Source organism: Shewanella atlantica (assembly GCF_003966265.1).
GTDB lineage: Bacteria > Pseudomonadota > Gammaproteobacteria > Enterobacterales > Shewanellaceae > Shewanella > Shewanella atlantica.
This window is the reverse complement of sequence record NZ_RXNV01000009.1, coordinates 36,626-57,947: the sequence shown is the minus strand read 5'-3', so window position 1 is coordinate 57,947 and position 21,322 is coordinate 36,626. Positions and strand designations below refer to the sequence as shown.

Sequence of the window (21,322 nt, the reverse complement as noted above, 5' to 3'; positions counted from 1 at the left end):
AATTTGAGCTACGAGCTACGAGCTACGAGCTACGAGCTACGAGCTATGGGATTCTCTATGTAGGAGCGGCTTTAGCCGCGATTGTTTAAGGGTTACGGCTTATGGCTTGCGGTTTTTTCGTCGCTCGCTACTCGTGACTTTCTTTGCTCTATCTTTAACTTAAAACTAACGTTCAAAGGAGAGAGGATGAAGAGTGTATTAGCCGGATTGTTTTCGATAGGTTTGCTTCTGCTAACCGCCTGCTCTGGTCCTAAACTTGAGCCGCTTTCCAGTGATGCCGAGATCTGGGCCTTTGGAGATAGTCTTACCTATGGCAAGGGGGCGGCGAGCGGGCAAGATTATCCGGCGGTGTTGGCTGACCTTTCACAAAAGCGGGTGATCAATGCCGGGGTCTCCGGCGAGACCACCACACAGGGGCTGGATAGGTTACAGCAGTTGTTAGAGTACGACTCACCTGAGCTGCTGATCTTGATGGAAGGCGGTAACGATTTTCTGCGTAATCATGATATTGGTCTGACTAAGGCTAATCTGGCACAGATGATAGAGCTGGCTCAGAGACGGTCTATTCCTGTCGTGCTGGTGGCCGTTCCAGAGAAAGGTATCTTTCTCTCTCCGGCAGAGATCTACAGCGAGCTGGCTGAAACCTACGGTGTGATCCTGATAGAAGATGAATTAACGGATCTACTGAAAACGGCAACAATGAAGTCAGATGCTATTCACCTTAACGCTAAGGGGTACAGTGCTTTAGCTGAAGCTATACACCGTCGCCTTATTCAGGTTGAAGCGCTTTAAATTCATTAACTTATATTTGATAGTCAGATGGATGGAGATAAAATAGATGCACTCAAATCTCTCCATCTGCTTGTGTACTGTGCCTGCTACGTATCGGTGAGAACTGTTTCTAGGGTTATTATTAATCGAACCTATGATTATGGCGATAAAATGACCATACTTTAGGAGGTGGGGGTTCACTCGAGGCTTAACTGCCCTTTTTTATCCGCCGAATGGTGGGATATTATCCTCGTTATCAGACATAAGGCAGATAAATCGAGTTAAAGTATTCATTTGGGCGAAATCAACTTGACCATGGTAGCCCTTTTATGGGTAAATTCCCCGATAACAAATGGTGTCGTACCATCATAAAAAGTAGGTAAAAAAGTTCTCATGACAGATCTTGAGCATCAAGTATTCACTCAAGTACGTGCAATTATTAGTAACGAAGAGCAGGTAATTGGTCGCCGGGGGATTTTGATCCCGTTAAAGAAAGCCATTATTGCCGATGGCGATATTCGTAATGTCATCGATATCGTGTCATCAGATCCCGCTTTAGCTGCCCATATGCTATGGCGTAGCCAGTCGGCCGCTTGTGTCAGTGGCAATACATCGAAGAACCGTTCTCTCAAAGATGCGCTCGTAAGGTTAGGTCAGGTCAATATCTACCGCTATGCATTCACTTTTTATCTTAAAGAGCGTCTCGACGAGTTACCTCAGCCATATAAGAAGCTGGTGTTTGGATATTGGGCGCTGACCGAGAGTATCGCTACCGATGCCGTCGATAGCCTGCATTTGATGGAAGGGGTGGATATTAACCCTGATGAAGTGCAAACCTTAGCCTTGTTCAGCGTATTCGGCGAGATTATTGCTCTGACTGCATTTGCTTACCTGAATGCCGAATCGGAAGAGTCTTTCCCCTTGAGTATCATCAAGTCACTCATCGACAACCAAAAGCAGACATTAACCATAGAAGCGTTCGAATCTCTGGGGTTAGATGAAGAGCTTAAAGATGAATTTATGATCGCGCATAATTTACGACAGACTCGCGACCCTAACTCTCCAGGCCTGGTACTTCGCCGTGTATTATCGATGAGAAATCAGCTGCTTAAACCTTTGTAGATAAAGTTATAAGCTGTAAGTTTATAGCGGTAATTTAAAGAAAAGCGAGCGTCTGATTTCAGATTCTCGCTTTTTTGCTAATCTGCCTACCACTTACCACTTACCACTTACCACTTACCACTTACCACTTACCACTTACCACTTACCACTTACCACTTACCACTTACCACTTACCACTTACCACTTACCACTTATCACTTATCACTTCTTCTTAATTCAACCTATGTTGTTTCGCTACTCCCTCTTTGGCGACTAATTCTAGCCATTTCTGAGCGAGTAATGCATTGGTTCCGTCTTTTCTGTAGGCCCCGAACAGCGGACGTTTAAGTCCCTCAGGGCCCAGCTTAACTGCGGTGAGGTTCAAGCCGTGAGACTCGCTGATAGACCAGGTCGGCAGGGCGGCGACACCGTCTTTGCAGGCGATGCGTTGCAGCAGCATCATGGTCAGATCGCAGCTAAGCTGTTCACCCGCCTCGACGCCAGCGGGTTCAAGAAAGTGTCGGTATAGATCTAAGCGCGCTAAGGGAACCGGGTAGCTGATGATGGTCAGCTTCTCCAGTTGCTTTGGGGTGACATATTCCTGTGATGCCAGAGGATGATCGTTGGCGACCACAAGTTTCACCTCGAAATCGAATAGGTGCTGATAGGCAAGGGATTGACCGGGAACCGGGTCAGAGGTGAGCACCACGTCCAGTTCGCTCGTTTCGAGCGCATTGAGAGAGTCAAACAGGTGACGACTGGAGAGATCTAAGTTGGCTTGAGGGTAGCGGCTTCTGAACTCCTCCATCACCGGCATCAACCAGCGAAAACAGCTGTGACACTCGATGCCGACCCCTAAATTATTATCCTTTTCGTTGAGCCCCTGCTTCAGATCTGATTCAGTCTCAATCACCTTAGGCAGGATCTCCTCGGCAAGATTCAGTAGCCGGGCTCCCTCTTGGGTGAATGACAGCGGTTTACTCTTTCTGACAAAAATAGAGGAGTTAATTCGGGTCTCGAGCTCCTTAATCTGATGGGAAAGAGCCGACTGGGTGACGAAGCGTTTCTTGGCGGCACCAGCAAGGCTTCCACTCTCCTTCAGGGCGACTAATGTTCGTAAGTGTCTAAGCTCTATCATATATATACCCGTTTATCCCCACATGAATATTGTTCATGTTGCACTTGAAGTCAATTCGTTTGTCAGCAGAGAGACTATCACAATAAACTTCTAGACGTCCAGACGCCCAAGTGTGTTTTGCATCGTCAGATGCTAAATCACCATGAGCAAAATAAGGCTCTTGGCGCGTTTACTCTGAATTCTGCTCACATTAAAACAAAAAGGTATACAATATGCAAACATCGAAATCGATACAGATATCGAATCTGGGTTTTCCACGAATTGGTCGTCAGCGTGAGCTTAAGTTTGCTCAGGAGCGATATTGGCGTGGTGAAATAACCCAGGCCGAATTGGAGCGAGTTGCTAAATCGCTACGCAGCACTCATTGGGAATGGCAAGCGAAGGCCGGAGTGGAACTCCTGCCGGTTGGTGACTTCGCCTATTACGATCAGGTGCTGACACTCAGCGCCACACTGAATGCGATTCCCACCCGTCATCGAAGCGAAGGGCAGGCCGATAGAGTCGACTTAGATACCCTTTTTCGGGTCGCTCGTGGTCGTGCGCCAACGGGGGGCGATGCGACTGCCGCCGAGATGACCAAATATTTCAATACTAACTATCACTATATCGTCCCTGAGCTGGAAGCAGATCAAAGCTTCACTGTCGCCTATGAACAGATATTTGATGAAGTCAGCGAGGCTCAGGCGTTGGGTTATAAGGCCAAGCCCGTCTTGTTAGGGCCTGTCTCTTACCTCTATCTGGCTAAGGCGGTGGGAAGTGAATTTGATAAGTTATCTCTGCTAGCCGAATTGCTTAAGGCTTACGGGGCTATCTTAGCGCGCTTCGCAGCTCAAGGCGTCGAATGGGTTCAACTGGAGGAGCCGATTTTAGCTCTGGAACTCGATAGCGATTGGCAAGAGGCTATCACTTCTGCGTATGTAGCTCTGCAACAGGCCGATATCAAAGTATTACTTGCCACTTATTACGGCACCATTGCTCATCACCAGACGCTCGTCTCGGCCCTGCCAGTGTCGGGTCTTCACCTCGATCTGGTTACTGCCCCCGAGCAACTCGCTCTGTTTGCCGCTAACCTTCGAGATGAACAGGTTTTATCATTGGGGGTGATCAATGGCCGTAACGTATGGGCGGCAGATATCGACTCGATTGCGCAGTGCATCAACCCTGTGGTGAACGATCTTAAGGGACGGGTGTGGATAGCCCCCTCCTGCTCACTGCTCCATAGCCCGGTGGATCTGGATATCGAAACCGAGTTAGCCCCGGCGCTCAGGCTGCAGCTCTCTTTCGCGAAGCAGAAACTGTCTGAGCTGGCTCAGTTAAAAACCTTACTCATCACTCCCGAAAGCAGTAGTGTTAAAGCCGAAGTTGAGGCGATTAAGGCCAGCTGCGCCGCACGTCGAAACGCTCGGGCGGAGGCCGCCGACAATCAAGTGAACGAGAGAGTCGCAGCGCTGAGCTGTGATAATTACGAGCGTGATAGCGTGTTTTCCGCCAGACAGACCCTGCAGCAGCAGAAGTATCAGCTGCCATTGCTACCGACCACGACCATAGGTTCATTTCCGCAAACACCGGCGATTAGAGGGTTACGCAGTCGCTGGCGTAAGGGCGAGATCACCGAAACGTTTTATAATGACCAGCTACGTCAGGTGACTAAAGATACGGTGGATCGTCAACTTAAATTGGGTATAGATGTGTTGGTGCACGGCGAGGCCGAACGTAACGACATGGTTGAATACTTTGGCGAGCAGCTACAGGGCGTTGGCTTTACTCAGTTTGGCTGGGTACAGAGTTATGGTTCCCGCTGCGTGAAACCGCCGCTTATCTATGGTGATGTATCGCGCCCTAAGCCTATGACGGTCGATTGGGCTACTTACGCTCAGAGCCTGACCGATAAGCCGATGAAGGGAATGCTGACCGGCCCGGTGACCATTTTGCACTGGTCCTTTGCCCGCGAAGATATCAGCCGTGAGCAGATAGCTACACAGATCGGCTTGGCTATTCGGGATGAGGTGGTGGATCTTCAAAATGTGGGGATCGGTATCATTCAGATCGACGAGCCGGCGTTTCGTGAGGGGCTGCCGCTGAAGAGAAGCGACTGGGATGCTTACCTTAAGTGGGCGGTGGATGCCTTTAAACTCAGCGCCGCCGGCGTGAGCGATGAGACTCAGATCCACACGCACATGTGTTACAGCGAGTTTAATGAAACCATCGAAGCTATCGCCGCCATGGATGCGGATGTGATAACGATTGAGACCTCGCGTTCACGAATGGAGCTGCTCACCGCCTTCGAGGATTTCGAGTACCCCAACGAAATTGGCCCGGGAGTCTACGATATCCATACGCCGAACACCCCGACGGTTGATGAGATGGTGACCCTCATCGAGAAGGCGGCCCATAAGATCCCGGTTCGTCAGCTCTGGGTCAACCCGGATTGCGGACTCAAGACCCGCACCTGGGATGAAGTGGAGCCGGCACTTCAGAACCTGGTGGAGGCGACTAAGGTGCTGAGACGTAGGCTGGGGTAAAGTTGAGAAGTTACGAGGTTCGAGCATCGAGTCGCGAGTTCAAGAAAGAGCAAAGATAGCTGTAAGCGGTAAGTACAAGCTAAGACAAAGAAATGACGAGCTTCGAGTCGCGAGTTCAAGACAGAGCAGAAGCCAAGAAGGTTCGAGTTTCGAGTTAAAGAAAGAGCTGAGATAGCTGTAAGCGGTAAGTACAAGCTAAAACAAAGAAGTGACGAGCTTCGAGTTGCGAGTTCAAGACAGAGCGAGGAGTCAGGTCCCCGCTCTGTCTGTTTCTGGCTGTTTAATCTCTGATAGGTGAGTTTATTGAGTCGGTGCCGTTTGCTGCAGGGCTTCTGGGGTGGCAAAGCCACGCAGAATATTACTGAGGGTGATCGCGGCAAAGACCACAATGATCAAAGAAAGGTGCCACGCTTGGCTCAACCCTAAGTTGACCAACATCATGCTGACGATGGAGGAAACCACCATTTGTCCGCCTCCGGACATGGCCGCAGCGGCCCCCGCTTGTTTCTTGTATGGCTGCATCACCATGGCTTGAACGCAAGGTAAAGAGATGCTGTTACCCAGAATCATCAATAGCTGTCCCAGCATTAAATACAGAGGTTCGAGTGGGCAGAAGAATAACCACAGTGCTGCGGCCACATGCAATACAGGGGTATATAACAGAAGTTTCTTACTGCCGATAATAGGGCGCACACGATTACAGATGCTGGCACCAGCTAGCATCCCCAGTGCAGGGATCAACGCCCACATCGCATATTTATCAGACGTCATACCAATTTGGTTTTGCATGATGAATGGCATCACCGAAATCGTGGTGATCATCAAACTGAAGTTCAGCCAACCTATGCTGGCAAAGCTCATGAAGTAACGTGAGCTCAGCAGCTCACGATACTGTAGTAACACCCTCTTTGGAGATGGAAGGGGAGTGGTTTGGCCTATAGTCTCCTGGAATCGCAATGCAATGATAGCCCAAACGAGACAGAGATAGCCCATTAAGGAGGTGAACACCATAGTCCAGCCAAAGTGGAAGTTGATGAAGCCACCGATCACGGGAGCTATCAGAGGGGTAACCGATGCAGCCATTGCAATGTAGGACATTGCAACCGGAAGTTCTGCACCACTGAATCGATCTCGTGTGGAGGCACGTGCCAGTACCGCACAACATCCTGTCCCTAAACCTTGCAGGAAACGGCCTACCACCATTCCGGTAAATGAATGGCTGAGAAAAATGATCATCAATAGGCCCATCATGGCGATCATAAGCCCTATCAACAGTACTTTCTTACGTCCTAGCGCATCGGAAACCGGGCCGTAAATAAATTGAGATGGGCCAAATCCAAGCAAGTAAATACTGATTAATATTTGAACCTGCTCGTGGGAAACGGCAAAGTCTTTGGCTATCCAGGGTAGTGATGGAAATACTAGCCCCATGCTCAGTTGCCCGACACTGATGATCAAACATGCCAGTAGAATTGTTTTAAATTTAATCGGTCTACTCACTATGCATCACCCGAAGGTGAGTGCGTTTTGGCTCTGCGTCTCAAGCTGCCTTCATCATCAAATGTATTCAACTTAGCTTTGACCCGTTTCACCGTAGACAAGCTGACGTCACATTGTTCTGCAACACTTTGTAGAGTCTGTCCCTCAAGTAACAATGTGGCGATCTGCTGATGTTTTTCTTTATCTGCGGGTCTGCCGCAGAATTTTTGTTTCCACTGCTCAGGTTTGTCTTTGAGTGCTTTTCGCCCTTGTTCTGCGGCGAATAGGCGGCGCTGGGTTTGTACCTTTCCGTAACCCGATAATAGAGCTAGTAAGGCATGACGATGAGGAGAATCCGGTTCAAATACCAGTGGCTCACACAAGGTCTGCAAGATCACCCCTTTTTCTAACAAATCGGTAATGACTTGCAGCGTTTGACTGAAATCATGACCAAATTCAGTTAGCCACCAAATGAGCACCGTATCACCAGATCCCAGAGACTTAAATAGTTGGCTAAACGCCGTTCGCTCCATTGGAGGAACATCACCACGCACTTTGTCTTGAAAGTGCTCAGCCCCAGGAGCTAACGATGTCATTGCAGCTAGTTGCTCCGGATACGCTTTATTCTTAGGTGAAAATCGAGTGTAAAGATAGGTCGCCATTATGTCTTCCTTTAGTGGGTCACATGGTGTTATGGTTCATAATTGTATGTTAATTCTTCACCCCATTCAAGCCCAAGTGAACCGTGAGCAATCTGAATTTCTGGTTTGTGAGCGCATTAGTTTGAATTACATATGAAAAAATTGATGAATATATTTTTAATTGGCTTAGGTTGAAACGGGTGGTAAGTACGAGCCCTGAGTTCAAGAAAGAGCTGAGACAGATGTAAGCGGTAAGTTCAAGCTAAGGCAAGGAAGCGACGAGGTTAGAGTTACGATTTAAGGGCTGAGCGAGGAGTCAGGTTCTCGCTCGCTCTGGCAGTTACTTACAGCAGAATACTTACAACTTATTCCTAAAGGCGTTAATCCAAGCGGGTGAATCCAGCGTAGTTGATCCCGGATAACAGCGCCATCTCTCTGTGCCATGTAGCCAGGTCGTCCTTGTTGAAGTCACTCAGGTTACTATGTCCGCAGGCTCTGGCCATCACCTGCATCAGCTCTATCGAAGCGTTGAAAAAGTTGGCCAGTTGTTGTGATGACTTGTCTACGTTCAGTCGTTGACGCAGGTCGGCATCTTGGGTGGCGATGCCCGCAGGGCAGTTGTTGGTGTTGCATATGCGCGCCGCGACGCAGCCGATTGATTGCATTGCACTGTTGGAGATTGCCACCCCATCGGCGCCTAAGGCCATGGCTTTAACAAAGTCCATAGGCACTCGCAGGCCGCCGGTAACGATCAGGGTGACTCTGCCGGTGGCACCTTGCTCATCGAGGTAGCGTCTGGCTCTTGCCAGTGCTGGAATGGTGGGGACACTGATATGGTCTCTAAACATCTCGGGGGCGGCGCCGGTTCCACCACCACGGCCGTCGAGTATGATGTAATCGGCGGTGGCATCGAGGGCAAACTGGATATCCCGCTCAATATGGTTGGCACTGAGTTTAAAGCCGACGGGTACACCGCCGCTGACCTCGCGCACCCGATCCGCGAAGCGCTTAAAGTCGCATGCACTTTTCAACTCCCTGAAAGTAGGAGGAGATATGGCGGATTCTCCCTCGGGAATGTCTCTGACCTGTGAAATCTTACCATGGTTTTTTATGCCGGGAAGGTGTCCTCCGGTGCCTGTTTTAGCGCCTTGTCCGCCTTTAAAGTGAAAAGCCTGTATCGAATGCAGTAGCTCCTCTTTATAGCCAAATTTAGCACTGGCCAGTTCGTAAAAATATCTGGAGTTGGCGGCCTGCTCTTCGGGTAACATGCCACCCTCACCCGAGCAGATCCCGGTGCCTGCCAGCTCAGCGCCTCTGGCAAGGGCAGTCTTGGCCTCTTCTGACAAGGAGCCGAAACTCATGTCGGAGACAAACAGCGGGATCTTCAGTTTCAGTGGTTTTCTTGCCTGGGGCCCGATAATTAGTTCGGTGGAGACGGTTTCATCTTCCTGCAGAGGTTTAGTCGCCATCTGCGCCGTCATGATCTGAATATCATCCCAGTGGGGCAGCTCATGGCGGGGAACGCCCATGGAGGTCATGGGGCCGTGATGACCCAATTTGGTTAATCCGTCTCTGGCAAGCTGGTGGATAAACTCGACAGTAGGCTCTTCGGTAGTAGCCTTGGCTGTGGGAGCATTATCTTTATCGGCAGTAATGTTCGGCCCGGGACCTTCACTGCCGACCTGTTTAGCGGTGAACTGTTTATGACTGCCATCGCAAAATGGAGCGTCGCTCGTGTGTTTACAGGCACATAGATATGCATCGCCGTCTTGTTCTGCGGTAAAGGCTTTGGGCTTGAATGAGGTACCCGCGTGAGAGCCATCGCAAAAGGGTTGTTTGGCGGATCTGCCGCAGGCGCAGAAGTAATACTCTTTTCCTTTGGTGAGCTCGACTTTTTTAGGTTTATTATCTGCAACGATAGGATTGCTCATACCATCTCCTTGATGAAGTTTTACCCGGTGCCATGACCCGTGGCATGTTCAAGTGAGTCAGCGGTTCCTTTTTCTATAGATTTTAGTCGATTAACGACCACTTAGAGACAAAGGAGCATAAATAGTCAGGAGATTACAGGGTTGTTGATTTTTTATGCTCTTTTAAGGATAACTTAAGCGATGGGGGATTTTTCTGCAATAGATTGTTTTTTATTCAGTCATGGTCTCAGACTGGAAAAAAATGTCGTTTTAGATGAACTAATTTCGACTAACTCCGGTCATATACTCATGCACAAAATAATCCCTATTTATTTTTCAGGAGCTGATAATCACTAAGGCATTTGCTAAGCGCCACGGAACTCGATGGACGGCGATAGTGGTCACTATCTTAACGCTGTTTTGTCTGGCTCAAAATAGTGGATTATTCAACTTGGTTCTTAATTTAGAAAGATCACAAGGGGCTGCGGCTGAGCCGTTATCTGTTTTGTATAGTTCAGCCCTTAAGTCCGGTGCTATTAACTCCAGTGCTATCGAAGGCGATAATAAGTTAGCCATCGGCACATCGGAGACCTCCTTATCCGATGTCCGCGCCTCTGAGGCAGGAAGCTTCGAATTTAAGCGCTGTGAGCTCTCTGAAAAGTCGATGCGTTTATGTCTGGAAGACACCAGTGTTGTCGCCCTGTTAGTCCTGCTGTTTCTTCTTCCTCTCTCACCTTCGTTTGCCAGGGTGTTAAGTCGGGTACCTAAGAAGGCCTCATTCGTAAGATATCGGCGAATTCATCTTACCTTCTGCCGCTTTCAGGAGTAGAACGCTGCCAGCGTCTATTTAGAGATTGTCATTAAGCACTTTTTTGAGTGTATGCTTTTCAAAACCGATCATTATCGATTGGATTAACTCTGTTTGTTGTGTATGTGATACGCAATGGAGATGAACTTGAAGTATCTAAAAAATCTATTCGCGCTCTGTTTGATTCTGTTATCGAGCACGGCGTTTGCGCAATCCACTCCCTGGATTGAAAATCCTAATCACCCGCCGGTGAAGCTCAGGTTTATGCTGACTGGTGAGTTTGATCCTGTCACTAAAACCATGCCTGCCGTACTGGAGGTCAAACTAGAGGATGATTGGAAAACCTATTGGCGTAGCCCGGGAGAGGGCGGAATTGCCCCCGGCATAAAGTGGGATAAGTCGACCAACTTAAAGAGTGTCGACTGGTCATGGCCGGTACCCGAGCACTTCTCCTTGATGGGGCTGCAAACCTGGGGTTACAAGCATCATGTCAGCTTTCCTCTGCTACTTAGTGTGGATGATAGCGATGCTGTCACTAACCTAAGGGGCAAGGTCACCCTGTCATCGTGTACTACCATCTGTGTGCTTACCGATTATGAGGTGTCACTGGATGTGACTCCGACTAACTTGAGGGCCGATAGCGAGGCGATGTTCACTTATAACAAAGCCGTGTCTAAGGTGCCTCAGAAGGTCGAAAATGGTGTCGACTCACCGATTATTATAGGTTGGGACAGCGCTAAGAGTAAGTTGATGGTTGAGATCGATGCGGGTCAGTGGCGACAGCCTCAACTCTTGATCGATGGTGAGCCTGATACGGTATTTACCCTTAAGTCACTTAAAGAAAAAGACAGCGATAGTAACAGTAACAAAGGGCCGACTAAGCTCATTGCAATCTTCGATGGTTCCAGTTGGCTGGGTGCCCCAGAGGTGCTTGGGAAAACCCTTAATGTCACTATCGTGGACAGTAATCAGGCGCTGGAGTATTCAAGTGAAGTGATACCGACTCAGGTTATCGAGGATGATCTGTCTCTCCTGAAGGTGTTATTTATTGCGCTTCTTGGTGGCCTTATCCTGAATGTTATGCCCTGTGTTCTCCCGGTATTGGGTATGAAGTTAAGTACGGTTATCGCGGCTCCTGAGCTTAAACGCAACGAGATCCGTCAGCAGTTTATCGCATCGGCACTGGGTATCTTAGTCTCGTTCTGGCTACTTGCCGGATTTATCTTAATGCTGAAATTAACCGGACAGGCAATTGGCTGGGGCGTTCAGTTCCAGAACCCTTGGTTTATCGGCTTCATGGCTATTGTGACCTCCATCTTTGCCCTCAATATGCTCGGCACATTTGAGATAAACCTGCCTTCGAGTTTGCAGACCAAGCTGGCAACCACCGGCGGTAACAATAACCGGGGGCATTTCCTGCAGGGGATGTTTGCGACCCTGTTGGCGACACCCTGTAGTGCACCTTTCTTAGGAACTGCGGTGGCATTTGCCTTAGGTGCCGATCTGTTAACCTTGTTTGTTGTCTTCACTGCACTCGCCGTCGGGATGGCGTTGCCCTGGCTGCTGGTTGCTCTGTTTCCTCAGGTGGCGAATTACTTCCCTAAACCCGGTCGTTGGATGAATATCGTTAAGGTGTTCTTCTCGGTGATGTTGTTGATAACCAGCCTGTGGTTAATCACTCTGCTCAGCAATTTCGTTAATCCAGGCATTCTGTGGGTATTCGCCGGATTATTGGTATTGATATTTTTTGTCTTTATGGCGAAGAAGCATGGCGCTCCCGCCGTGGTTGCTAGCGTGAGCCTGGCGATTTTATTCAGCGCCGTGACGGCCTTTATGACCTCCGAGCAGTGGGCCAGACCTTTACCCACAGATTTAGTCTGGACGCCGTTAAATGAAGCCGAAATCGCTCAACAGGTCGCAAGCGGCAAGACAGTGTTTGTCGATGTGACGGCGGATTGGTGCATTACCTGTAAGGCCAATAAGGCCGGGGTGATATTGCAAGACCCTGTGTATAGCTCACTCAAGCAAGAAAATATGGTGATTATGAAGGGGGATTGGACTAAACCATCGGCCCCTATCACTCAATATCTGCAGAGCCATAATCGCTTTGGTGTGCCTTTTAATGTGGTCTATGGTCCCAATGCACCTGAGGGGATAGCCTTGCCGGAAATTTTGAGTACCGCTGAGGTATTGTCGGCGATTGAGCGGGCCTCTTCAGGGGCAATAGCGGCGAACCGTGCAGGTGGTGAGACTCCCGAACAGCGCAGTTATGACTAGCCCTGCAATTTGAAGGTCTTAGATCTTTTAAATCTGCCTTCAATCGTTAAATTGAACAATTGTGTGCGCAGGGCTGTTTAATCAGGCCTGCACACCGAAGGAAAATCATGAAAGTTTTATCACGTTTTTTAAGCGTCACCGATACGCTGCTTCAATCCCGTAAGGCAAAGTTTGCCATGCTGGCTACCGTTGCCGGTTCTGTATTTTTACTCTCATCACAGCTGATGACCAGTCAGCTTGCTCATGCCGATCATAGTGGATTCACCGAAGAGCAAAGAGTGGAGATCAGGGAGATTGTTGAAGATGCTTTGGTCAATGATCCTGAGTTGTTAAAAGAGGCCATTATTGCGCTGCAGATGCGTGAAGAGGACCAGATGGGCCAGGTAAGAGAAAGTCTGGTAGAACAGAATCACGCGGGCTTATTTGATACCCAAACCGACCCATGGAAAGGCGCCGAAAACCCAGAGATCACTATGGTCTATTTTACCGACTTTAACTGTCCTTACTGTAAGAAACTCGAGCCAACTTTGGATAAGTTAATCGAAGAATATCCAAAGTTGAGAGTCATCACCAAGATGGTGCCATTACAGGGAGAGGGGTCTCAGAAAGCGGTCGTGCTGGCGCAGAAAGTATGGCTTAACGAGCCGGAAAAATATCACAAGTTAAAGGATATGTTGATGTCCAGCCCGCGCAGACTAGACGGCGATGCCATCGCTAAGGTGGCTAAGCTAACGGATACCGAGCAGTGGCTTAGCAAGGATGATGACCGCGTTGTTAAAGTTGTGCGTGATAATGTCTCCTTGATGAGAGACTTAGGGTTAAGTGGTACGCCGAGCATGATATTTGGTGACACGGTTATTCCGGGGTTGGTCACTTATGAGGTGTTAAAAGAGCAGCTTGAAGAAGTGATCCAGGCTAAGGGCTAAGGATTAAGGACAAAGGGAGAGTGGCTATGAGCGATATGCGTAATGCCGATAACACCAGTACTGAACTTAAGCCCACTTTTTTCAGGCGCGTCCTGGGCTGGGGGAGGCAACTTGCTCTGTTGATACTGTTCTCAATGGTATTCAGTGCTGGTCTGGATATGTGGCGTGGTAAAGATCTTCCTAAAGATAACCTTCCCGATATTTCGGGCATTAGCCTGCAAGGGGAGAGTCTGGATATCGCCGCGCTGAGTAAAGACCAGGCCGTATTGGTGTATTTCTGGGGCACCTGGTGCCCTGTATGTAATCTCGTTAGTCCCGCTGTCGATATCCTGGCGAAGACCTACCCTGTGGTTACGGTGGCGATGAACTCGGGAGCCGATGACAAGCTGGTCAGATACCTTAAGCATAAGGAGTATGATTTTGAGGTGCTTAATGACTCGAGCAATGATATTGCCAGAGACTGGTCGGTACAACTGACTCCGACCATCATGGTATTCAAGGGTGGTGAACTTAAACATTACACTACAGGGTTTACCAGTCTACCGGGTATGTGGTGGCGAATGCTATTTGCATAAATTGAGCTAATCGATGCGGTGGTCAATATCGATAACCGCATCGACCTCTACCTCTATTTATTAATCGGTGTTAAAACTGATCTCATAGTTTTCTTTGATGGTGAAGGTGAGTGTCGTCCCCAGCTCTGCCAATGGACTCTCGTCACCGATATAACTCAATTGGCCCTGCGCCACCGTGTTACCTGAGTCGGAGAGGAGTTGGTATGTGATCAGCCCAATCTGCTTTTGTGGGGAGAAGTAGATAGTTTGGCGGCTTCTCGGCTTGATGGCCGAGAAGGAGAGCTCATTCGATGGAAAAGAGAAATTTAAAGCCGAGTAGCTTTTATCAGACTGGTTATCGACCACGACTTTGGGAGACAGGAAATGATAAGCGATGGCGCTTATCATGATGAATAAACAGAGGCCGAACGCGATTCTTCTCTTCATACCTATTTCGCTGCGATGAGTCGCTGTGATGATGACATCTCCAGATTAAGCTATTTTCTCCTCGCTGTGAAATCTATTGGGATCGAAAGGACCGAGATTGACGCTGACTGTTGAGCCTGTGATTATTTCACTCACCAGCTTGCCGGAGATAGGCCCCAGACTCAGCCCCATCATCGCATGCCCCGTCGATACCGTTAGATTGGTGTATGGTTGACAGCGGCCTATGATAGGTAATCCATCGGGAGAGCAGGGTCTGAAGCCTGACCAGAACTGGCTTTGGTCGATATTATCAGCCCTGAATGCGGGCAGGTAACGACCGGCCGATTTCAATAGCCCCTTGATCCGGTTTGGACTGATGCCTCTTCGCTCCTGATCAGCCAGTACGCCTAACTCCATCGTGCCGCCGAAGCGGATCTCATTGTTAAATGGCGTGACGGCAACCTTAGCTTCACTCAGGATAAAGGGGGTTTTACAGTCAAAGGTGGTGGGGGAACACTTGTTGTTCGGATCGTTACTTATGGTGATGCTGATCCCTTTCCCCGCCTGAACGGGGAGTTTCAAGCCCAATCGCTTGCCCGTTTCTCCCGACCAGGCACCATTGGCAAGAATAAATTCATCGGCGCTAATGAGGCCCTTTTCAGCCCCCTTGCTATAGTGCGCCGAGACTATCTTGATTGGTCCGGATCTGTTGGCAGGGATATCATCGCCCTGAAGAGAGCCGGTATTAAAGTTCGTAACCTCTGCTTGCTCGATAAACTCCACCCCCACTGTTTCAAGATAGATTCTTAAGCTGCTGAGTAACTCATAGGGGGCAATGTGTGCATCTTCCGGGTAATGGGCGGCGCCGATGACATCGAAATCGATATTGGGCTCTAAACGTTTAAGCTCATTCGGGCTGAGCAACTTTGCATTGAGGCCTAGTCTGTTGGCCTGTTTCACGGTTTTGGCCTCCTCCTTTAACCCTTTCTCTGTCTTATAGAGCATTAACAGACCCTTTTGATAGAACTGAAACTCGAGGGCATCTTCAGCGTGGAGCTCTTCATAGAGGGCTAAAGATTTAAGGTTGATATCTAAGATAGCCTCTTGGGTATTGACGGTGTGCTGCTGAGTGCATCTCTTAGAGAAGGACCAGAGCCAGTGTAAAAAGTCGAGATTGAGGCTAGGACGTACGAAGAAGGGGCTCTGAGGGTTTAACATCCACTTTAAGCCTTTTTGTATCATACCCGGCGCCGCCAAAGGCACGAAGTGGCTGGGGGTGATATAACCGGCATTACCGAAAGAGCAGGCCTTGCCAATCTCTCCTTTATCTATGACGACCACTGACTTACCAGCCTTGTGTAGGTAATAGGCGCTACAGAGTCCGATAATTCCTCCGCCTATCACTGCCACCTCTTTGTTTTTATTTCGATTAGATTCTGGATTCATCATCAGTGTCCGAGGGAGTCAATGGTAGACAAACTACCTTGGGTGGGCGGTTAAAACTTGTTCTGTATCAAGTTTTAACCAGAAAGTGATTTAACATGAATTATTTTGTAGATGAATCCGGTCTGTTAATTCAATGTGACTGTAAGGTTGTCAGTTTTGGCGTTTATCCTATAGTGATAAGCTAATGCATCTAGGCAGCTTTCGTGATTAGAGTGGGGAAGAACAGCATGAGAAGAGATGTTTCACTGTTTTCGATTTTGAATTTTTGGATTATCAGGACTCTGGTTTCAGTAAGGGTTTCAGTAAGGGCTTCAGTAAGGGCTTTAGTAATGACTTTAGTGTTTGGCTTGAGTATTGCCTCGGTCAGCGCAGAGCCGTTAAAAGTAGGCGAGATAGCGCCAGATTTTACAATCAATCAAATCGATAATACCTCTTTCAAGCTGAGCGAGTTTAAGGGGAAACAGTCGGTCTATCTGGTCTTTTGGAATACCTGGTGTGGCCACTGTATGAAGAAGGTGCCTCAGCTGATGTCCATCGAGCGTGAGTTCGGTGAGCAGGTTAAGTTACTCGCCATCAATACCAGTTGGAGTGATTCATTAGCCGAGATATCTCAATTTCAGATCCGATTCGAGGCTAATTATGCCATCGCTTTCGATGATGATGCCGACATTACCCATAGATATGGGGTGATGGGAACACCTACCGGTTTTCTTATCGATATCAATGGGGTGATAAGACAGGTCGATGGCATCCCCCATACGCTGGCTGCCAACATTGAACAGTGGAATCAAGTGTCCGACAGTGAATATAAGCCTGTGAAGCTGGCGGGGGCGGTGTGCGACAAGGACAGCGTATGTTAGAAAAAAGTACCTTAGGGAAAAGTAGTTTAGAAAAGAGCCTGTTAGGAAAGCAAACCGCTTGCTCAAGTGATCACGACAAGGGGCTCATCTCTGCCAGATCTGGTAAGCGTGAGAATGGCTCAATTAAACCTGAGTTTGTCAGCGCTTATGATTCCGGGCTCAACCGGCGTGCTTTTTTAAGACAGACGGGAGCCGCCGCAGTTTTGCTCGGTCTGCTGGGGGCTAAACCCAGCATCGGAATAGCTGAAGAAGCTCAGGATAAAATAGAGGGCGACAAAGTCTTTTCTGACTTCAATGCCCATAGCCGTGCGGTTGTCGAGGCGGTGCAGTTGCAACTATTTCCCGATGATGGTGATGGCCCTTCGGCGACACAGCTAAATGGATTTCAGTATCTGAGTTGGGCATTAGAGGACCCTGAAAATGCAGCCGATGGCGATAAGGCGTTTATTCTCAAAGGGGTTGGCTGGTTAGAGGAGCAGTCGGAGGCCACACAGGGGGAGAGCTTCATTAAGTTAACCCTCACCCAACAAGATATTGTGATGAAGCAAATTTCACAGACCCGGGCCGGTGAAAACTGGTTATCCCTGCTGCTCTATTATCTGCTCGAGTCACTGACCCTGGACCCTGTCTATGGTGGCAATCCCGATGGCATCGGCTGGAAGTGGCTGGAGCATCAGCCGGGTTTTCCTCAGCCCGTTAAGGGAAAAACCTATTTAGATTTTAGCTAAAAGTACTCCGTCTTTATTTTAGGTTAGGCACACAAGATATGAAAAATACTAGAGAATTTGATATCTGCATAGTAGGCAGTGGTGTGGGGGCTGGTCCTGTGGCCCATGAACTGGCCAAGGCGGGTTACAGGGTTGGCGTGCTCGAGAAGGGGAAGTGGTTTAAAGAAACGGACTTCTTCAAAGATGAGCAGCTTGGACGTCATAGGGTATTTAGATCTCAATTTAAGGATGAGCGTCATACCTTAGAGGAGCCCAACACAGACGGCACTTGGTCGAGAGAGACTACCGCACAGTTTTGGGGCGGTAATATTGTCGGTGGCGCCTCTAATTTTATGAGTGGCTATTTTCATCGGCTCAAGCCGCAGGATTTCCGATTAGTCAGTGAGTTTGGTGAAATAGAAGGGGCCAATACCGTCGACTGGCCAATCGACTATGACGAATTAGAGCCTTACTACACTAAGGTCGAGCAGCTTGTGGGTGTTTCCGGCAAGGTAGTTAAGCACCCTCATCTGGAGCCGCGTTCAACCAACGACTTTCCCTTTCCTCCCACTGCCGAACACCCGGTCGCCCAAAGGTTCGACTTAGCCTGCAAAACACTCAAACTTCACCCGCTGCCAATGGCGCGTGGGATCCTGTCGGTGCCCTTTAATGGCCGTCTGAGCTGTGAATATTCAGGCTATTGTGGCAGTTATGGCTGCCACTCCGGCGCTAAGGCCAGCTCTCGGGCGGCCTTGTTGGATGACGCCGTTGCGGGGGGCAATTGCGAGGTTATCACCCAAGCGAAAGTGTATCGGCTTAACACCGACGATACGGGTAACGTGAGCTCCCTCGATTACTTTGATAAGGATGGGCACTCACAAGGTGTCACCGCCAAGATTTTCGTGGTGGCCTGTTACTCCATCGAGAGTGCGCGTCTGTTATTAAGTTCGAACGGTCACAAACATCCCAACGGCATAGGTAACAGCAAGGGGCAGGTAGGTAAGAACCTGCACTGCTGCGCAGGTGGAACCGGTCATGGTGTGTTTAAACTCGATAAGCTAAAAGAGTTTGAGGCTAAGCAGCTTAAGATCAGGGGACCATTTTTCAATCGTGCCTTGCAGGATTGGTACGTCATAGATGACAGGTCGGTATCGGATAAGCCGATAAAGGGTGGCACCTTAGATTTTGTGTTCGATCCGCCTTCACCCACCGCCGAGACGTCAGGCCTTAAGTGGCAGGGTGATAACCTCTTATGGGGCACGCCATTAAAGCAAAAGATTAAGGCGCACTTTACCCAATCGAAAGATTTTAAGTTTGAGGTGTTCTGTGATTGGCTCACTAACGACGAGTGTTATGTCAGCTTAGACCCTGATGAGAAAGATAAATGGGGCCAGGCTGTCGCTAAGGTGCGCGCCGGTTTTCATCCCCACGATGAGAAGGTCGCTCAGTATCTGGTGGATCGTGGCGTCGAGGTGATGAAAGCCATGGGAGCCGATGAGGCCTGGGGCAATGTGTTTACCTCACCGACATCCAACCTGGTCGCAGGAGGCTGCCGTTTCGGTAATGACCCTGACACCTCGGTGCTGGACAGAAACTGCCGGGTGCATGACTGCGATAACCTCTATGTCACGGATGGAAGTTTTATGCCTAATGGAGGTTCTGTTACGCCGACACTGACCATCTACGCCAACGCATTTCGGGTTGCGGATAAGATATTGGAACGGATGAAAGCCAATAAGTCATAAGTTTTAAGCGGTAAGTCAAAAGGTGAGATGATGGTCTACCGCTTTGTGGACGGCGCAGACCTGTAGGAGCGGCTTTAGCCGCGAAGCTTTTTGTAGCTGGAATCTCAAATCTAGCACCTAGCACCAAGATCCCCTCCCAATACCCTCTCTTAGAAAATTAGCTGAAATCTGAGACAAATTTAGTCTTTATGGCGAGCAGGTTGAGATATCCCTTCTATACTTAATGTACTGAATATACACTCTAATCCCGGGATTCAATATGAGCCATACCTATAAAATAATTGAGATAGTTGGAACCTCGCCAATCAGTTCCGATGAGGCGATAAAGAATGCCGTTAAGACTGCGGGTCAGACATTGCAGCACCTTAGATGGTTTCAAGTGGTCGAGACTCGCGGGCATCTGGAGGCAGGGTTAATTGCCCATTGGCAGGTGACGCTTAAGATAGGTTTTACATTAGAGCCGGAAGACTAAGAAGCCTTGAGTTTTAAGTGATAAGTTTTAAGTGATAAGTTATAAGCAACAGCAAACGATTAAGCTGCTCGCCTAGTCGCTGAGTTGATTACAGTTGTTGCGTTTGAACTTATACCTTACCACTGTCTTTGCTTTGTCTTGAACTTAACACTTCTTTACGCATCCCTTGGCAGGCCTTTTTCGACGCTGCGGATCACTCGCTGGGTTTTTCTGTTGGGGGAGGCTGGCTCCTGTACCTGCTTTTCTTGCTGTTGAGCGAGCGCCCAGTCGATATGCTCGATAACCATCTCATCCACTTCCTCTGATGCTTTTCTCTGTTCGAGAGCTGTGATGATATCTTCTGAGCCGGGAGCATTTCCCAGAGCTACCGCAATATTTCTCAGCCAACGCTTATGACCTATACGGCGTATTGGACTGCCTTCTGTGATCTTGAGAAACTCGGCTTCGCTCCAGCTGAACAGGTTAAGTAGTTGTGGTTGTATCAAGGGCTCTCGGGTATGGAAATCATGCTCATTCGTCAGTGGTGCCTTGCTGTTTACCGGACACACGAGTTGACAGTCATCACAACCGTAGATTCGATTACCGATAAGAGGCCGAAACTCTTCTGGGATCGCACCTTGAAGTTCAATTGTCAGGTAGGAGATACAACGTCTGCCATCGACGACATAGGGTTCGATTATGGCATTCGTCGGGCATGATTTGATGCAGGCTACACAGGTATTGCATCCCTCCACCACAGGAATATCGACAGGCAGAGGCAGGTCGATGAAGAGCTCGCCCAGGAAAAACCAGCTGCCGGCATCTTCATTGAGTAACAGGCTGTGTTTTCCGGTCCAGCCCAGACCAGCTTTGTCGGCAAGTGGGCGTTCGAGAACCGGAGCCGAGTCGACAAATGGCCTGAAACCGGGCTTGCAGGCTCCGAGGTTGACCAACTCCGACTCTATCATCTGGCCCAATTTTTTAAGCCTGTTACGGATCATCTTGTGGTAATCGCGGCCGCCGGCATAGCGAGAGATATAAGCCAGGTTGGGATCGCTTAAGTTTGTGGCAAATCCAGCTTCCGGAGGCAGATAATCCATGCGCGCGGAGATCACCCTTTTTGTCCCCGGATGAAGTTCATGGGGGCGAGCCCGCATCATGCCATGACTCTCCATATAGCCCATATCACCATGATAGCCACTATCAAGCCACTGCTGCAGTTGAGGCTCTTGCTGCGTTAAGTCGGTGTCGCATATCCCTATTTGGGCAAAGCCCAGCTCCTGGCCCCATTGTTTGATCTGCTGTGCGAGCCTGGTGAGATCACCAGACGAGAGAGTATAGAAACTAGATTGGCTAACGGGAGTGTTTGACATAGGTAACATTAGGGCTAAGGTTAAGGGCTAAGGGATACAGGTACATGATAGCAGTATTTATGCTATCGAATAAATCTCTTCCAGTTTCAGCTCTAAGAGATAACCCATGTAATGTGATTGTAAATCATATATTCTTAATGCTCTTTATTACATCAGCGTTCCGGCTAAGGCTCCCTGTGAGGCAATT

At 48.9% G+C, this 21,322-nt stretch carries 18 protein-coding genes; 11 read left to right on the top strand and 7 right to left on the bottom strand.

Features of this window, described 5'->3' with window-relative positions; translation table 11 throughout:
• Window positions 1-186 precede the first annotated feature (186 nt).
• Both EKG39_RS16705 and EKG39_RS16700 read left to right on the top strand, forming a co-directional pair.
• A complete protein-coding gene (locus EKG39_RS16705; protein ID WP_126507121.1) occupies window positions 187-792 on the top strand; it encodes an arylesterase in 606 nt (201 codons plus the stop codon).
• Between the two features lie 372 nt (window positions 793-1,164).
• Window positions 1,165-1,893 carry an HDOD domain-containing protein gene (locus EKG39_RS16700; RefSeq protein WP_126507120.1) on the top strand — a complete coding sequence of 243 codons (729 nt, stop codon included), beginning with the start codon at window positions 1,165-1,167 and terminating at the stop codon, window positions 1,891-1,893.
• Window positions 1,894-2,104: 211 nt separating this feature from the next.
• Here EKG39_RS16700 and EKG39_RS16695 read toward each other — a convergent pair whose 3' ends face one another.
• Window positions 2,105-3,010, bottom strand: a complete 906-nt coding sequence (locus EKG39_RS16695; RefSeq protein ID WP_126507119.1) for a LysR family transcriptional regulator — start codon at window positions 3,008-3,010, stop codon at window positions 2,105-2,107.
• Between the two features lie 230 nt (window positions 3,011-3,240).
• On the opposite strand from EKG39_RS16695, the gene metE reads away from it, so the two are divergent.
• Complete coding sequence (metE, locus tag EKG39_RS16690; protein ID WP_126507205.1) at window positions 3,241-5,532, top strand: 5-methyltetrahydropteroyltriglutamate--homocysteine S-methyltransferase; 2,292 nt, start codon at window positions 3,241-3,243, stop codon at window positions 5,530-5,532.
• Window positions 5,533-5,832: 300 nt separating this feature from the next.
• Here the strand turns inward: metE and EKG39_RS16685 are convergent, their stop codons facing one another.
• From EKG39_RS16685 to EKG39_RS16675, 3 genes are all read right to left on the bottom strand, one after another.
• Complete coding sequence (locus tag EKG39_RS16685; protein ID WP_126507118.1) at window positions 5,833-7,032, bottom strand: multidrug effflux MFS transporter; 1,200 nt, start codon at window positions 7,030-7,032, stop codon at window positions 5,833-5,835.
• Window positions 7,032-7,673, bottom strand: coding sequence for a recombinase family protein (locus EKG39_RS16680; RefSeq protein ID WP_126507117.1), 642 nt, complete (start codon window positions 7,671-7,673; stop codon window positions 7,032-7,034). The genes EKG39_RS16685 and EKG39_RS16680 overlap by 1 nt, the downstream gene beginning before the upstream one ends.
• A gap of 359 nt (window positions 7,674-8,032) precedes the next feature.
• A complete protein-coding gene (locus tag EKG39_RS16675; RefSeq protein WP_126507116.1) occupies window positions 8,033-9,583 on the bottom strand; it encodes a glutamate synthase-related protein in 1,551 nt (516 codons plus the stop codon).
• A gap of 376 nt (window positions 9,584-9,959) precedes the next feature.
• Between EKG39_RS16675 and EKG39_RS16670 the strand changes: the two genes are divergently transcribed.
• The 4 genes from EKG39_RS16670 (at window position 9,960) to EKG39_RS16655 (ending at window position 14,148) form a co-directional block, all read left to right on the top strand.
• Entirely contained in the window at window positions 9,960-10,391 is a 432-nt protein-coding gene (locus tag EKG39_RS16670; protein ID WP_126507115.1) for a hypothetical protein, read from the top strand.
• A 114-nt stretch (window positions 10,392-10,505) separates the two neighbouring features.
• On the top strand, window positions 10,506-12,647 hold the full coding sequence (locus EKG39_RS16665; RefSeq protein ID WP_126507114.1) for a protein-disulfide reductase DsbD family protein: 2,142 nt from the start codon (window positions 10,506-10,508) through the stop codon (window positions 12,645-12,647).
• 107 nt (window positions 12,648-12,754) lie between these two features.
• The gene (locus EKG39_RS16660; RefSeq protein WP_126507113.1) at window positions 12,755-13,573 is read left to right on the top strand and encodes a DsbA family protein; all 819 of its coding nucleotides are present in this window, start codon (window positions 12,755-12,757) and stop codon (window positions 13,571-13,573) included.
• 26 nt (window positions 13,574-13,599) lie between these two features.
• Complete coding sequence (locus EKG39_RS16655) at window positions 13,600-14,148, top strand: protein disulfide oxidoreductase (RefSeq protein ID WP_126507112.1); 549 nt, start codon at window positions 13,600-13,602, stop codon at window positions 14,146-14,148.
• A 60-nt stretch (window positions 14,149-14,208) separates the two neighbouring features.
• Here EKG39_RS16655 and EKG39_RS16650 read toward each other — a convergent pair whose 3' ends face one another.
• The gene (locus EKG39_RS16650; protein ID WP_246028538.1) at window positions 14,209-14,574 is read right to left on the bottom strand and encodes a hypothetical protein; all 366 of its coding nucleotides are present in this window, start codon (window positions 14,572-14,574) and stop codon (window positions 14,209-14,211) included.
• A 45-nt stretch (window positions 14,575-14,619) separates the two neighbouring features.
• On the bottom strand, window positions 14,620-15,999 hold the full coding sequence (locus EKG39_RS16645) for an NAD(P)/FAD-dependent oxidoreductase (RefSeq protein WP_246028537.1): 1,380 nt from the start codon (window positions 15,997-15,999) through the stop codon (window positions 14,620-14,622).
• A gap of 329 nt (window positions 16,000-16,328) precedes the next feature.
• On the opposite strand from EKG39_RS16645, the gene EKG39_RS16640 reads away from it, so the two are divergent.
• The 4 genes from EKG39_RS16640 (at window position 16,329) to EKG39_RS16625 (ending at window position 19,783) form a co-directional block, all read left to right on the top strand.
• Entirely contained in the window at window positions 16,329-16,859 is a 531-nt protein-coding gene (locus tag EKG39_RS16640) for a peroxiredoxin family protein (RefSeq protein WP_246028536.1), read from the top strand.
• Window positions 16,853-17,587, top strand: coding sequence for a gluconate 2-dehydrogenase subunit 3 family protein (locus tag EKG39_RS16635; RefSeq protein WP_126507109.1), 735 nt, complete (start codon window positions 16,853-16,855; stop codon window positions 17,585-17,587). Before EKG39_RS16640 ends, EKG39_RS16635 begins: the two co-directional genes overlap by 7 nt.
• A 38-nt stretch (window positions 17,588-17,625) precedes the next feature.
• Complete coding sequence (locus EKG39_RS16630; RefSeq protein ID WP_126507108.1) at window positions 17,626-19,311, top strand: GMC family oxidoreductase; 1,686 nt, start codon at window positions 17,626-17,628, stop codon at window positions 19,309-19,311.
• Between the two features lie 259 nt (window positions 19,312-19,570).
• Window positions 19,571-19,783, top strand: coding sequence for a dodecin (locus tag EKG39_RS16625; protein WP_126507107.1), 213 nt, complete (start codon window positions 19,571-19,573; stop codon window positions 19,781-19,783).
• A 155-nt stretch (window positions 19,784-19,938) separates the two neighbouring features.
• Here the strand turns inward: EKG39_RS16625 and queG are convergent, their stop codons facing one another.
• Complete coding sequence (gene queG / locus EKG39_RS16620; protein ID WP_126507106.1) at window positions 19,939-21,135, bottom strand: tRNA epoxyqueuosine(34) reductase QueG; 1,197 nt, start codon at window positions 21,133-21,135, stop codon at window positions 19,939-19,941.
• Window positions 21,136-21,322: the final 187 nt, after the last annotated feature.

Excerpts from the sequence above, each read along its gene's own strand:
- EKG39_RS16705 (WP_126507121.1), top strand. The coding sequence starts at position 187 with ATGAAGAGTGTATTAGCCGGATTGTTTTCGATAGGTTTGCTTCTGCTA.
- EKG39_RS16700 (WP_126507120.1), top strand. The coding sequence starts at position 1,165 with ATGACAGATCTTGAGCATCAAGTATTCACTCAAGTACGTGCAATTATT.
- EKG39_RS16695 (WP_126507119.1), bottom strand. The coding sequence starts at position 3,010 with ATGATAGAGCTTAGACACTTACGAACATTAGTCGCCCTGAAGGAGAGT.
- EKG39_RS16680 (WP_126507117.1), bottom strand. The coding sequence starts at position 7,673 with ATGGCGACCTATCTTTACACTCGATTTTCACCTAAGAATAAAGCGTAT.
- EKG39_RS16675 (WP_126507116.1), bottom strand. The coding sequence starts at position 9,583 with ATGAGCAATCCTATCGTTGCAGATAATAAACCTAAAAAAGTCGAGCTC.
- EKG39_RS16665 (WP_126507114.1), top strand. The coding sequence starts at position 10,506 with ATGGAGATGAACTTGAAGTATCTAAAAAATCTATTCGCGCTCTGTTTG.
- EKG39_RS16660 (WP_126507113.1), top strand. The coding sequence starts at position 12,755 with ATGAAAGTTTTATCACGTTTTTTAAGCGTCACCGATACGCTGCTTCAA.
- EKG39_RS16655 (WP_126507112.1), top strand. The coding sequence starts at position 13,600 with ATGAGCGATATGCGTAATGCCGATAACACCAGTACTGAACTTAAGCCC.
- EKG39_RS16650 (WP_246028538.1), bottom strand. The coding sequence starts at position 14,574 with ATGAAGAGAAGAATCGCGTTCGGCCTCTGTTTATTCATCATGATAAGC.
- EKG39_RS16645 (WP_246028537.1), bottom strand. The coding sequence starts at position 15,999 with ATGAATCCAGAATCTAATCGAAATAAAAACAAAGAGGTGGCAGTGATA.
- EKG39_RS16640 (WP_246028536.1), top strand. The coding sequence starts at position 16,329 with ATGACTTTAGTGTTTGGCTTGAGTATTGCCTCGGTCAGCGCAGAGCCG.
- EKG39_RS16635 (WP_126507109.1), top strand. The coding sequence starts at position 16,853 with ATGTTAGAAAAAAGTACCTTAGGGAAAAGTAGTTTAGAAAAGAGCCTG.
- EKG39_RS16630 (WP_126507108.1), top strand. The coding sequence starts at position 17,626 with ATGAAAAATACTAGAGAATTTGATATCTGCATAGTAGGCAGTGGTGTG.
- EKG39_RS16625 (WP_126507107.1), top strand. The coding sequence starts at position 19,571 with ATGAGCCATACCTATAAAATAATTGAGATAGTTGGAACCTCGCCAATC.
- queG (WP_126507106.1), bottom strand. The coding sequence starts at position 21,135 with ATGTCAAACACTCCCGTTAGCCAATCTAGTTTCTATACTCTCTCGTCT.